12 protein-coding genes are annotated in these 11,902 nt (G+C 69.0%); 6 read left to right on the top strand and 6 right to left on the bottom strand.

Going from position 1 to position 11,902, the window contains the following annotated elements:
- Positions 1 to 449: 449 nt before the first annotated feature.
- A complete protein-coding gene (locus tag ABD331_RS59560; RefSeq protein ID WP_344496295.1) occupies positions 450 to 1,169 on the bottom strand; it encodes a Shedu anti-phage system protein SduA domain-containing protein in 720 nt (239 codons plus the stop codon).
- Positions 1,170 to 1,579: 410 nt separating this feature from the next.
- Here ABD331_RS59560 and ABD331_RS59555 point away from each other — a divergent pair, with 410 nt between their 5' ends.
- Both ABD331_RS59555 and ABD331_RS59550 read left to right on the top strand, forming a co-directional pair.
- Complete coding sequence (locus tag ABD331_RS59555; RefSeq protein WP_344496293.1) at positions 1,580 to 1,957, top strand: hypothetical protein; 378 nt, start codon at positions 1,580 to 1,582, stop codon at positions 1,955 to 1,957.
- A 134-nt stretch (positions 1,958 to 2,091) separates the two neighbouring features.
- Complete coding sequence (locus ABD331_RS59550; RefSeq protein WP_344496291.1) at positions 2,092 to 2,769, top strand: hypothetical protein; 678 nt, start codon at positions 2,092 to 2,094, stop codon at positions 2,767 to 2,769.
- Between the two features lie 54 nt (positions 2,770 to 2,823).
- On the opposite strand, the gene ABD331_RS59545 is transcribed toward ABD331_RS59550, so the two are convergent.
- Positions 2,824 to 3,180, bottom strand: coding sequence for a nuclear transport factor 2 family protein (locus ABD331_RS59545; protein ID WP_344496289.1), 357 nt, complete (start codon positions 3,178 to 3,180; stop codon positions 2,824 to 2,826).
- Positions 3,181 to 3,269: 89 nt separating this feature from the next.
- Here ABD331_RS59545 and ABD331_RS59540 point away from each other — a divergent pair, with 89 nt between their 5' ends.
- The gene (locus tag ABD331_RS59540; RefSeq protein ID WP_344496287.1) at positions 3,270 to 4,049 is read left to right on the top strand and encodes a helix-turn-helix domain-containing protein; all 780 of its coding nucleotides are present in this window, start codon (positions 3,270 to 3,272) and stop codon (positions 4,047 to 4,049) included.
- Positions 4,050 to 4,098: 49 nt separating this feature from the next.
- Positions 4,099 to 4,605: a hypothetical protein gene (locus ABD331_RS59535; RefSeq protein ID WP_344496285.1), complete on the top strand. Its 507-nt coding sequence runs from the start codon at positions 4,099 to 4,101 to the stop codon at positions 4,603 to 4,605.
- 18 nt (positions 4,606 to 4,623) lie between these two features.
- Here ABD331_RS59535 and ABD331_RS59530 read toward each other — a convergent pair whose 3' ends face one another.
- From ABD331_RS59530 to ABD331_RS59515, 4 genes are all read right to left on the bottom strand, one after another.
- A complete protein-coding gene (locus tag ABD331_RS59530; protein WP_344496283.1) occupies positions 4,624 to 5,445 on the bottom strand; it encodes a glycerophosphodiester phosphodiesterase in 822 nt (273 codons plus the stop codon).
- A gap of 311 nt (positions 5,446 to 5,756) precedes the next feature.
- Positions 5,757 to 8,318, bottom strand: a complete 2,562-nt coding sequence (locus tag ABD331_RS59525; RefSeq protein ID WP_344496281.1) for a glycosyl hydrolase family 18 protein — start codon at positions 8,316 to 8,318, stop codon at positions 5,757 to 5,759.
- A gap of 229 nt (positions 8,319 to 8,547) precedes the next feature.
- The gene (locus ABD331_RS59520) at positions 8,548 to 9,069 is read right to left on the bottom strand and encodes a TIGR03618 family F420-dependent PPOX class oxidoreductase (RefSeq protein ID WP_344496279.1); all 522 of its coding nucleotides are present in this window, start codon (positions 9,067 to 9,069) and stop codon (positions 8,548 to 8,550) included.
- A 27-nt stretch (positions 9,070 to 9,096) separates the two neighbouring features.
- Entirely contained in the window at positions 9,097 to 9,495 is a 399-nt protein-coding gene (locus tag ABD331_RS59515) for an ester cyclase (protein ID WP_344496277.1), read from the bottom strand.
- A 37-nt stretch (positions 9,496 to 9,532) separates the two neighbouring features.
- Here ABD331_RS59515 and ABD331_RS59510 point away from each other — a divergent pair, with 37 nt between their 5' ends.
- Positions 9,533 to 10,744, top strand: a complete 1,212-nt coding sequence (locus ABD331_RS59510) for an amidohydrolase (protein ID WP_344496275.1) — start codon at positions 9,533 to 9,535, stop codon at positions 10,742 to 10,744.
- Between the two features lie 59 nt (positions 10,745 to 10,803).
- Positions 10,804 to 11,889: a PrsW family intramembrane metalloprotease gene (locus ABD331_RS59505; protein WP_344496273.1), complete on the top strand. Its 1,086-nt coding sequence runs from the start codon at positions 10,804 to 10,806 to the stop codon at positions 11,887 to 11,889.
- The last annotated feature ends 13 nt before the right edge of the window (positions 11,890 to 11,902 follow it).

Genomic DNA, 11,902 nt, shown 5'->3' with positions numbered 1-11,902 from the left:
CCGCCTTGACACCGCAACCGACCCGAGCCGCATCGCTTCCGACGTCACCATCTGGACCGCCCAGGCATCTCGAGCACACGCAGCCCTCACCCGGCACTCCTCACCCGACTTCTGAAACAGGCCCTAGGACGGGTCGAGCCGTAGCGGATGCAGCATCCGGCGTTGGGTGCGTAACGAGATGGCTGTTGGTCAGGAGGGGTAGCGGGTATCTTGCCTCGCTACCCCTGGACCTCCAGCCCGGGAATGCCGCACTTTTCGAAATAAGTCTGCGGTGTTCTGGCGTGAGGGACATTCGCCCGACTGGTTTGTGAGGAAAGCGCGAAGCGGGGAGCCGATGCCGGCTCCCCGCTTCGCTGTGGGTCACTCGTGAGGGCAGGCGAGGTCGGACGCTGACGGATCAGTAAGTTCGAGGACGCGTTCCGCCGCGTCAAGGAGTTGTTTATAAGTGATTACCTCGATTCGCGAGAGATGGGAGTTGTAGACCCGGAGGGTCTCATTGACTTGAGCCTCAGAGAATCTGTCCTGGAAAGCAGGGTGACCAATGACGAGAACAGCTGTGCCACGCCTTTGTGAACATCTGCCGTGGGAATGGTTGCTGTCCGATGGCTCTCGATGACCCTGGCAGCGGCTCGCTTCAACTCGACCACATGCAGGACGCCGTCAGGGCGGAGCAAGGGGATGTCGAGTTCCAGGCCGCGGGTCAGTCTGCGGCGTAGGGAGTGGCCGACGTACCCGCCTCCGAACAGCCACCAGGCACCGGTGAGCGCGTTCTGGATTTGACGTTCTGAGCTGTACGGATGCTCGACCACGCGCCGGATCTCGGCCAGTTTTCTGCGGCGAATCTGGAGTTGCATCCCGGAGAGAACCGATTCAGCGTCGGCCCGAGTGAGGATCGCCCGTGACTCTGGCGGCAGGTCATCGGCGAGGCTGTTCGATGCGGTGAGCGGCTCGAACGATGAATGCCTAAGCAAGGTAGTGGCCAGCCAGATGCTGGCTTCCTCATCCAGGCGGTGGACTCGGTAGATCCCTGCCTCACGATCCTCCACCACCTGGATTGATGCTCTGGCCAGCCGCCTGAAGTACTCCCGCGCTTCGGTTATGTCGGCTTGTGGATGCTCCTCGAGGAATTCGTCGAAGATCGACGAGATCGCCAGGTGTACGTTCGACATCACCAGGATCGAACATGTTCAGCACCCTGCCTGTGGCATATCCGAGGGCGTCGTCGAGTCGGGCTGCCGACTCCAGGTCGTTCCCGATCTCCGCCTGCCGGATGGCGAACCGGATGAGTCCAGCATCGCGTTCCCGCCCCGATAAGAACTGCCGATGTGATCTAGAACGTCCTGAACAGCGGATTTGACCTGCGAAGACGTTGCGAGCGAGTGAGCTAGTTTCAGGAGTGACGTTAGGGTGGAGTCTGAACGTTCTGTTTCTCCCAGCCATCACTCTGGAGAAGTCGACGAATTTGGGGAGGGGGTACCGCGATGCTATGGTCCGGCCATGACGCACCGGCGATCAACGGGACCGACCGGCTTCCAGTAGTGCGCCAGGAAATGCCTGGCGGTGCTACCCAGGGAGCTTCATGTCCCACACTGCCCATCACCTCGGTCGTCCGGCCCTTGACCGGGGAACCCCTTGGCGGTCGGTCACGATCGTCGATCTCCGTTACAGCGCCGCGTGCCTGCGCCAGGCCCGGCGGACCGGTCAGCGGCCACGCCCGAAGCTGCTGCGCCGCAAGGTAGACGTCTACTCGCGGGCCAGGTCCGATCCCCGCGACCAGTCGGTATCCGAACAGGCCGGCATCGAGGAGCGCCAGGCACGCCAACGCCTGCGCCTCAGGCTCGACGCCATCCGCCGGAGGATCAACGCCACAACTGGCGGCCTTCTCCAGGCCGAGACGAGCGACGATCTCGAAGTTCACCCCGCGCGGCACCGTCGCAACGCCATCTGGCTGTACTGACGTAGGGTGACCGTCCGACCCGATCAGCCGGGGCGCGGCAGGTCCGGTGCCTGATGCGTGGGGCTCGTCTATCGCGGGCCCGCCCCCGTCGTGAGGCTGTACCCGAACCCTTATGAGGGGAAAGGGGAGCAGCAGTGAGACGAGTCATCGTGGTGCTGTCCGCGTTCGTGATCGGGGTGCTCGGCGTGGCCGTGCTGTCCGGGCCGGCGAACGCGGAGACGGGCTGGATCAGCCCCGGCAGCACCGTCTGCACGGACAGGACGCAGTCGAGCGGCGGAGTGACGATCTACGGTATCGGCAACAACCAGCCGTCGTTGTGGACGGTGTTCGCCGCCTCCGCCGTCAACGGGCCTGAGACGGTGGTGTTCCGCCGCAGCACGGGCTCCATCGAGAACTATCCGACGGTCACGCATCCCGATCCGGGGACGTACTTCTACCGGTTCTGCGTGCGCAATCCCCGTACGGATGGCTTCCGGCAGGTCGTCAAGTTGCGCATGTACGGCAACGGCCCGATCGGTCAGGCCGGGATCGGGCCGCACCACGCGGTGCTCACGCAGAACTCGATGTTCTGCGGCGAGTTCTCCAGGGGCGCCGCCCGGTTCGTGGCCCAGTCCGACGTGCCCGTGCGGTTCTGGCTGCAGGGGTTCGACGCCGACTACTCCAGCAGGCACATCGTCTTCGACGTGACCGGCACGGCGGTGGACCAGGTGGTCGCGCTGCCGGCGGAGCTGCACAGCATGGAGGCGTGCGTGTCCACGCCGGCGTCCGCGACGTCCACGGCCACCGTGTCGTTCGACCTGGTGGGCGCGTGATCTCAGCCGGTGAGGGGCACGGCGGCTGAAGCCGGACGTGCCCCTCACCGGGTGCTAGAACATGCCGTTCGGGATCTGGTCCTGGTCCGGTACGGGCTGGACGACGTCCCAGTGCTCGGCGATCCGCCCGTCCGCCAGCCGCCAGATGTCCACGACGGCGAGGCCGCGCTCGTCGCCCGGCGCGAGCAGGTGGTAGTGCAGCATGACGAGGTCGCCCTCGGCGATGACCCGTTTGAGGTGGAGGCGGGCGGCGGCCACGGGGGAGTTCCTGGTGAACTCGATCCACGCGTCGCGCCCCGACGGGTTGCCGGGGCTGTGCTCGACGAAGTCCTCCCGCAGGAGGGGGCGCAGGATGTCGTGGTTGCCGGAGGCGAACTCGGTGAAGGCGTGCAGAACGAGGTCCTTGTTCATGGCCGTCACCATCGCGGACGTTCGTCCGGGCCGTCGATTACATGGCATGTAATGGCGCGTACCGTGCGGGATCGGCTAGAACCGACCCCATGCGACAGGACCGGCCGGTCGGTGAGCTGCTGCGGGAGTGGCGGCATCGGCGCAAGCTCAGCCAGCTCGACCTGGCCCTCCAGGCGGACGTTTCCGCCCGGCACGTCAGCTTCGTGGAGACGGGCCGGACGATCCCCAGCCGTTCGATGGTCATCCACCTGGCCGAGCACCTCGGCGTCCCGCTGCGTGAACGGAACCGGCTGCTCGTCGCGGCCGGGCACGCGCCCGCCTACCGGCATCGGCCGCTCGACGACCCCGACCTGGCCGGGGCGCGGGCGGCGCTGGAGCAGGTGCTGCGCGGGCACGAGCCGTTCCCCGCGCTGGCGGTGGACGACCGGTGGAACCTGCTGCTCGCGAACGCGGCGGCCGGGGTGTTCCTGGACGGGGTCGATCCGGAGCTGCTGGAGCCCCCGGTCAACATGATGCGGCTGGGGCTGCACCCGAAGGGGTTCGCGCCGCGTCTGCGCAACCTGGCGCAGGTGCGCGGGTTCCTGCTGCCGAGGCTGGCCCGGCAGGTCGGGCGGACCGGCGATCCGGTGCTGAGCGCGCTGCTGGAGGAGGTACGGGAGTACGGCGGCGCGAGCGGCCCCGTCGCGGACGGGCCGGCCGACATCGCGCTGCCCATCCGGATCGAGCACCGGGGCCGGGAGCTGTGCTTCTTCAACACGATCACGACGTTCGGGGCGGCGTTCGACGTCACGCTGGAGGAGATCGCCGTGGAGGCGTACTTCCCCGCCGACGCCGAGACCGCCCGGCACCTGCGCGGGGATGTCCAGTAGCGGACAGCGGGATGGATCGGGCGCGGTCCTGTCGGTCATGCTGCCGGGTATGAGGCGGATCGCGGTGCTCGCCGTGGTGTCCGGGGCGTTGCTGTACGGGGTGCACAGGCTGGCCATGGTGGCCGTCGCGTGGCTGATCGGCAACAAGGACATGATCGTCGGGCTGGACTGCTGCATCGACTACAACAGGAACGCTCCGGATCCGTGGGGCAACGTGCTGGTCGCCGTGTCGGGGGTGCTGGCCACGCAGGTGGTGGCGTGGGCGGCCATCGGGTTGCTGGCCCTGCGGCGCGGCCCCGCCAGGGAGCTGGCGACGGTGGCGGTGACCGCGTTCGTGATCAGTCCGTTGTTGCAGCTCATCGTGTACGCGGTGTGGCACTGGGCGGAGCGGGACTATGTCGCGGTGATCGACTATCTGATGGATGCGACCGGGGTGCCGGAGATGGCGCTGATGACGGCGATGCTGGGGTTGTTCGCCGGGTATGCGTTGATCTTCTGGTTGGTGCTGCGGGCCGCGTGGGATCGCAACCGCAGCGCCGTCACCCCTGCGCCGTAACCCGATCCCGCCTCGGGGTCAGGAGTCGAGGACGTCGCTCAGTACGTCGGGACGGTTGGTGATGATGCCGTCCACCTTGTAGCCGATCATGCGGCGCATGGCGGTCGGGCTGTCGACGGTCCAGGCGAACAGGCCCATCCCCAGGGAGTGCACGCGGCGCACGTACGAGGCCGTGAGCGTGAGGTACGGCGGGTTGATCTGGTCGGCGAACTCGGCCAGCCCCGCCAGCTCCCCCGTCGAGGGCGTGCCGAGCAGCCCGATCGGCACCTCCGGCATCAGCCGGTCGAACCTGCGCATCGACTCCCAGTTGAACGACTGCACCACCAGCTTGCCCGAAGACAGCCAGCCGGGGTGGCGGCGCAGCTCGGCGGCGATGCGCGACTCGATCCCCGGGTACAGCTCCGGCGCCTTGACCTCCAGCAGCAGGCCCATGCCCGAGCCGCTCATCTCCTCCAGCGCCTCGCCGAGGGTGGGCACCCGCTCGTCGTCGTACTTGCCGGACAGCCACGAGCCGGCGTCCAGCTCGCGGATCTGGCCGAGGGTGAGGTCGCCGACGTTCCACGGGGACAGTCCGGGGAAGACCTGCTCGGCGTTCGTGGTGCGGGACAGGGACGTGTCGTGCATCAGGACCAGCTCGTGGTCCTTCGTCTCCTGGACGTCCAGCTCGAACCGGTCGGCGCCCTGTGTGGCGGCCAGCTCGAAGGCGGCGATCGTGTTCTCGGGGGCGTAGGCGGAGGCGCCCCGGTGGGCGACGTTGACCACGGTGGCGGCGTCGGCGGGGGTGGCGAAAGGGAGGAAGGTGAGGGAGGTCGCGATGAGGATGGCGAGTCGCCTGAACATGGGTCTCCTCGGGTGGGGAGAGACAACGACTCGACGGTGACAACCTCGCGTGACTTGAAGTTGAGAGCAGAGTAACGCTGTGGGGCCGTGCGGGTGAGCATTCGACACGCAAAGGTGCGTGGAGGCGGGCTTTTGAGGGCCGGTCGGCGCGGTGATTGGGCGGGATGTGGTGGGTTCGGGGCGGTGCCATGGCCGCGTGCGCCGCTGCGAGGATCGCGGGGCGGGGCGGCATGGGTGGGATGCCGTCGGGGGCGTGCGCCGGGGCGGGGCGGCTGGCGGGCGCGTCCCGCCCCGGCGTCTGGAACCTTCGGTCAGCGCAGGCCCGCGTCGAGCGCGCTGGTCAGGGTGCCGGAGTCGCCGGACATCTCCCAGACCATCGCCCCGAGCAGCCCCTTACTCCGCAACCAGGCCGTCTTCTTCCCGATCGACCAGGCGTCGTCGAACGTCCACCACTGCCCACCGTCCCCGGTGAAGCAGTAGGTGGCCACCGCCTGCTCGTCATGCCTGACCGTGCACCCCGGCACCATGGCCAGCAAGTTCGTGTACCCGCGCGTCCCGGCCTCCTCCTGGAACTGGCCGGGCGCGGCCCCGCCGGCCTGCTGCCATTCGCCGTACCGGCCGCCGTCGGCCACCCGCTGCCACCCGCGCCCGTAGTAGGCCAGGCCGATGGTGATCTTGCGGGGGTGGACGCCTGCCTGGAGGTAGACGTCCACGGCACGTTCGACGCTGAAGTCCGGGTTGTACGGGCTGTCGGTGTCGAGGTAGAGGTTGCCCTGGTGGCCGGTGCGGTTGGGCTCCCAGGAGTTGTCGCTGCCGGCGCCGTGGAAGTCGTACCCCTGGACATTAAAGATGTCCAGATATTTCGTGACCTGGGGAAGGTCCCAGCCGGCGGCGATCTTGGCCGGGTCGGCCGGGGTGAACGCCGTGAGCTGGTACCGCTTGCCCGTCGTGACCGTCAGCGCGTCGAGCTGGCGGCGGAACTCGGCGATCAGCAGCGTGTTGTTCGCCTTGTCGGCCGGGCTGACGTGGTTGCCCGGATGCCCCTCGGCGCCCGGCCACTCCCAGTCCAGGTCGATGCCGTCGAAGACGCCCGCCGCCGTGCCGGGACCGCCCGCGCCGTTGTAGGCCGGCAGGTTCCCCTTGAGGTAGATGTCGATGCACGACGCCACGAACTTCTTGCGCGCCGCGTCCGTGGCCGCCACGTCGGAGAAGTACTTCGAGTACGTCCAGCCGCCGAGCGAGATGAGCACCTTCAGGTGCGGGTGCTTGGCCTTGAGCTTCTTGAGCTGGTTGAAGTTGCCGCGCAGCTTCTCCCAGCCGGTGTCGGCCACGCCGTCCACCGACTGCGCGGCGCTGAACGGCCGGCCGTAGTCGGCCTCGGCGTCGCCCGCGCCGTCGCCCTGGTTCGGGTCCTGCGGGTTGGTGGTGGTTCCCTTCGTGACGCCCTGGAGGCAGGTGAGGTTCTGCGGGTCGATGTTGGCGAACGCGTAGTTGATGTGGGTCAGCTTGGCGGCGGCGCCGGTGGTGTCGAGGTTCCGGACGAAGTACTGGCGGCCATAGATGCCCCATTGCACGAAATATCCGACGCGGGCGTAGCCGGTCTCGACGATGTCCGCCGTGGTGACCTTCACCGCCGCGCCGGCGGGGGAGAGGTTGTCGTACAGGTCACGGGCCCGCACGGTGAACGAGTACTCGGTCGAGGGCGACAGCCCCGAGACGACCGCCGTGGTGCCGGAGACGGTCGTCGCCAGCGAAGAGCCGAGATAGACGTCGTATCCGGCGATGCCGGAGTTGTCGGAGGAGGCCGTCCAGGCCAGCGTGACCGTGGACGACGTCCGCGCGGTGCTGCGCAGCTCGCCCGGCGCCGTGGGCGGCTGCGTGTCGTCGGCCGGGTTACGGGTGGTGACCGCCAGCGGCGCGGACGCCTGCGACAGCGTGCCCTTGCGGTCTCTGGCCTTGACGGTGAACGTGTACGCCGTCGAGGGCGACAGCCCCGAGACGGTCGCCGTGGTGCCGGTGACGGAGGCGGCGACCGAGGAGCCGCTGTAGACCTCGTACCCGGTGATCGGCAGGCTGCCGGGCGCGGCGGCGTCCCAGGCCAGCGTCACGGTCTGGGTGGTTCTGGCGGGGGAGCGCAGGTTCGGCGGCGCGCCCGGCGGGGCGTCGGGGCTGCCGTCGCAGTTGACGTCGTTGATCCGGCAGCTCACCGGCTCGGCGCCCGCCGTGCTGACGGTGAAGGACGGGCTGTACGGCTCGGTGGTGGCGCCCGCGTTCACGGTGGTGTTGTAGTGGGCGGGCGTCACCGTCACCGTACGGCCGCTCTGGCTCAGCGTGGCGTGCTGGGCGTTGCTCGCGCTCACCCCGGCGGGCAGGTCGAACACGATCGTCCAGCCGTTGAGCGGGGCCGTGCCGTTGTTGGCCACCACGAACCTGGCGGCGGTCCCCGCCACGTCGTAGGTGGCGGTGACGGGTGGCTTGGCGGGCGGGTCGCCGCCGCTGCCGTCGCAGTTCGCGCCGTCGATGAGGCAGCTCACGGGCTGGACGGGGGAACTGAGGGTGACCTTGGGGCTGTACGGCTCCGTGGTCCTGCCCGGTTGGAGGGTGGCGATGTAGTAGGCGGGGGTGAGGGTCACCTTGGTGCCGCTCTGCCTGATGGTGGCGTTCTGCGGGGTGGAGGCGGTGACTCCCTGGGGCAGCTCGAAGACGATCGACCAGCCGGTCACGGCGGTCGTGCCCGGGTTGCTCACCACGAATGTGCCGGTGGTGCCGGACAGCGAGAACGTGGCGATGAGGCGGCCTGCGGCCTGGGCGGGGAGGGCGCTCAGGGCCGTGATCAGGAGGACGGCGATCAGGGGGGTGGCTAATCGGCGCACGTCGGAGACCTTTCATTAAAGAAAGTTTCCTAACAATTAGCCGGATCGTAAGCCCGCCTGGCACGGCTGACAAGGGTCCGTCCTGGGAGAGCGAGCGCAACCGGTCACGGGCGAGCGCCAGTCCGCGCCGCGCATGCCAAGCCCGCGTCGGCCGACGGGCAGTGCGGGCAGGCGGGAGGGCGGTGCGGCCAAGGCGGGCATGCGGCCAAGGCGGGCAGGGCGGGTCGGGTCAGGTGACGGGCAGGGCGGTTCCGTGCAGGTGTGACACCCTGAGCCGGATCACCAGCCGCCGGTCCGCCACCATCCGCCGCAGAAACGCCTGCTCCCCAGCCGCCTCCCCGAAAGGCTGCCGCATGGCCAGCAGCTCCAGCCCCACCTCATCGCCAGGCTCGGCGCTGACGGGCGACAGCTCGGCCTCGCCCTCCGCCACCGCGAACTCCGCGAAGTCGTCGCTGGCCACGTACAGCGAACAGCGCGGATCCTGCTGGAGCCGGCGTACGGTGAGCCGGTCGGCGACGGCCGAGATCCGCACCACGCGCTGCCGCGCGTCCCACGCGTACAGGACGGTGGAGAGCTGGGGGCGGCCGTCGGCCTGGACGGTGGCCAGCGCGCCGAAGCTCTGCCCGGCCAGCAGCTCGGACAGCTCCCCGTCCCCCAAGTCCTGAAGCTCCTGGTAACCCCGCAGGTCCGACAGCTCCTCGTCGCTCCGCGACAGAGGATCCGGCCCCCCGAGACCGTAGTTCTCCGCCATGCACCAGCCCTCATAAATCGGGAAATGTCACCCTATACCGAGCTGCTGGTTGAGCGACTGGGTGTCCGAGATCACCCAGTATTCGGCGAACCTCCCCTCACGCGCCCGCAGGATGTCGTGACCGCTGAACGCGATCCTGGTGCCCTCCGCCGCCGTCACGCCGGGCATCCCGCCCCGGTACGTCCCCGCGAACGTCCACCTGGCCGACACCAGGTCCCCGTCCGCGACCGGCCCCACGTCCAGCGTCACCTTGACGCCTTTGAACGGCGCGTGCCCCTGCCGCAGCGCCTCGATGAGCCCGCCGGGCCCCGACACCTCCATGCCGGGCCAGTGGCCGACGAAGTCGGGGGTGACCAGCTCGTACGCCAGGTCGAAGTCGCCGTTCCAGAGCTCGAGCAGCCATCGTCGGTAGAGATCTGAGATCATCCAGACCCACTACCCGCCCACCGGTAGGTTACAAGCCATGAATCTTGCGATTACCAGCGGATATGTCGTGCCCGTCGACGGAGACCCCATCGACGGCGGAACCGTGCTCATCCAGGACGGGAAGATCGCCGCGGTCGGCCGGGACGTGGCCGTGCCGGAGGGCACCCCGGTCGTGGACGCCGCCGGCGCCTGGGTGCTGCCGGGCTTCGTGGAGGCTCACGGCCATCTCGGCGTGCACGAGGAGGCCGAGGGCTGGGCCGGTCAGGACACCAACGAGATGACCGACCCGAACGGCGCCAGGTTGCGCGCGCTGGACGCCATCAACCCGGCTGACTTGGCGTTCGGCGACGCGTTGTCCGGCGGGGTCACCACCGCGGTGATCAAACCGGGCTCCGGCAACCCGATCGGCGGCCAGACCGTCGCGATCAAGTGCTGGGGCAGATCGGTGGACGAGATGCTGGTCAAGCAGCCGGTGAGCGTGAAGAGCGCGCTCGGTGAGAACCCCAAGCGGGTGTACGGCGACCAGAAGAAGCTGCCCTCCACCAGGCAGGGCGTGGCCGCGGTGATCCGCGACGCGCTCATGAAGGCGCAGGACTACAGGGCCAGGAAGGCCGCCGCCGAGCAGGAGGGCGAGCCGTTCGACCGTGACGGCACGCTGGAGACGCTGGTCCGCGTGCTGGACCGCGAGCTGCCCTGGTGCCAGCACACCCACAGGGCCGACGACATCGCCACCGCGCTGCGGCTGGCCGACGAGTTCGGCTACCGCCTGGTGATCAACCACGGCACCGAGGGGCACCTGCTGGCCGACGTCCTGGCCGAGCGGAACGTGCTGGTCATCATCGGCCCGCTGCTCGGCAGCCGGTCGAAGGTCGAGCTGCGGCAGCGCTCGCTGCGCAACCCCGGCATCCTGGACAGGGCTGGCGTCGAGGTGGCGATCACCACCGACCACCCCGTGGTGCCGATCCACTTCCTGGTGCACTCGGCCACGTTCGCCGTCAAGGAGGGCCTCGACCCGGCCGCCGCGCTGCGCTCGATCACCGTCAACCCCGCCCGCATCATGGGGCTGGACGACCGGGTGGGCTCGCTGCGGCCGGGCCTCGACGGCGATGTGGTCATCTGGTCCGGTGATCCACTGGACATCATGAGCCGGGCGCTGAAAGTGTTCATCAGCGGCCGTGAGGTGTACTCCTACACCGACGGTGAGCCCGTCGTGGCCGACCCGTACTACCGCGAATCAAGTGGCCTTTAAGCGCCTGTAGATGCGTGGCGCGCATAGTGGGCGAAGCCAACGGGAAGAGAGGCATCACCATGACTGCTCCCCCGCTCGTCCAGCGCCCCAGCAAGGCCCTGCTGATCGGTCTGGTCGTCTCCGGAGTCATCGCGCTGACCGTGCTGGCCGTCATGCTGCTCTCCGGTGGCGTCATCGGGTTCGGCCTGTCGGCGTTGCTGGCCGTGGCGCCCCTGCCGGTGCTGCTCGCGGCCGTGCTCTCGCTCGACAGGCTCGAACCCGAGCCGAAACTGAACCTCGCGTTCGCCTTCGCCTGGGGTGCGGGGGTGGCCATCGTGGCGGGCATCGCGCTGACCCTCGCCGGTCAGCAGTTGTTCGCCAGGGCCGGTTACACCTCCGCCGCCGTCGAGAGCATCGGCACCGTCGTGCTCGCCCCGCTGGTGGAGGAGGCGCTCAAGGGCTCGGCCCTGCTGCTGCTCCTGCGCCGGCGGGCCGAGATCGACGGGCTGACCGACGGCATCGTGTACGCGTCCATGGCCGGCCTGGGCTTCGCCGCCGTGGAGAACGTCGGCTACTACCTGCTGGCGTTCGGCGAGGACGGGCCGGGGGCGGCCGTCCAGCTCTTCGTGCTGCGCGGGCTGATCGACCCGCTCGGCCATCCCATCTACACCTCCATGATCGGCCTGGGCGTGGCGTTCGCGCTCACCAGCCGCAGCCAGGCCAGGTATGCCGCGGTCCCGCTCGGTTACGTGGCCGCCGTCTTCCTGCACGGCCTCTGGAACGGCGCCGCCACCACCGGCTCGCTCGAGTGGCTGGGTGCCGCCTATCTGGTGATCATGGCGGCGCTGGTGCTGCTCATCGTCGTGACCGTGGTCGAGCGGCGTCAGCTCATCGCCAGGATGGCCTACTACCTGCCCGCGTACGGGCAGACCGGGCTGGTGAGCGAGGCGGACGTACGGATGCTGACCACGCTGTCCGCCCGCAAGTCGGCGCGCAAGTGGGCCAGGGGAGCGGGGCTGGGGCGGGCGATGAGCGACTACCAGCAGGCGGCGACCGAGCTGACCATGCTGCACCTGCGCAACGAGCGGCAGGGGGTGGAGCCGCGCAGGTTCGCCATGGAACGCGACGCGCTCCTTGGCGCGATGGCCCGCGCCCGCCGCTGGTAGGCGCGTCCAGGGA

This window comes from Nonomuraea monospora (assembly GCF_039531895.1).
In the GTDB taxonomy this organism is placed as follows: domain Bacteria; phylum Actinomycetota; class Actinomycetes; order Streptosporangiales; family Streptosporangiaceae; genus Nonomuraea; species Nonomuraea monospora.
The sequence above is the reverse complement of the archived record's forward strand: the minus strand, read 5'-3'. Positions and strand labels throughout refer to the sequence as shown.

Coding starts and splice junctions, on each gene's coding strand:
- ABD331_RS59560 (WP_344496295.1), bottom strand. CDS start 1,169: ATGTCGAACGTACACCTGGCGATCTCGTCGATCTTCGACGAATTCCTC.
- ABD331_RS59555 (WP_344496293.1), top strand. CDS start 1,580: ATGTCCCACACTGCCCATCACCTCGGTCGTCCGGCCCTTGACCGGGGA.
- ABD331_RS59545 (WP_344496289.1), bottom strand. CDS start 3,180: ATGAACAAGGACCTCGTTCTGCACGCCTTCACCGAGTTCGCCTCCGGC.
- ABD331_RS59540 (WP_344496287.1), top strand. CDS start 3,270: ATGCGACAGGACCGGCCGGTCGGTGAGCTGCTGCGGGAGTGGCGGCAT.
- ABD331_RS59535 (WP_344496285.1), top strand. CDS start 4,099: ATGAGGCGGATCGCGGTGCTCGCCGTGGTGTCCGGGGCGTTGCTGTAC.
- ABD331_RS59530 (WP_344496283.1), bottom strand. CDS start 5,445: ATGTTCAGGCGACTCGCCATCCTCATCGCGACCTCCCTCACCTTCCTC.
- ABD331_RS59520 (WP_344496279.1), bottom strand. CDS start 9,069: ATGGCGGAGAACTACGGTCTCGGGGGGCCGGATCCTCTGTCGCGGAGC.
- ABD331_RS59515 (WP_344496277.1), bottom strand. CDS start 9,495: ATGATCTCAGATCTCTACCGACGATGGCTGCTCGAGCTCTGGAACGGC.
- ABD331_RS59510 (WP_344496275.1), top strand. CDS start 9,533: ATGAATCTTGCGATTACCAGCGGATATGTCGTGCCCGTCGACGGAGAC.
- ABD331_RS59505 (WP_344496273.1), top strand. CDS start 10,804: ATGACTGCTCCCCCGCTCGTCCAGCGCCCCAGCAAGGCCCTGCTGATC.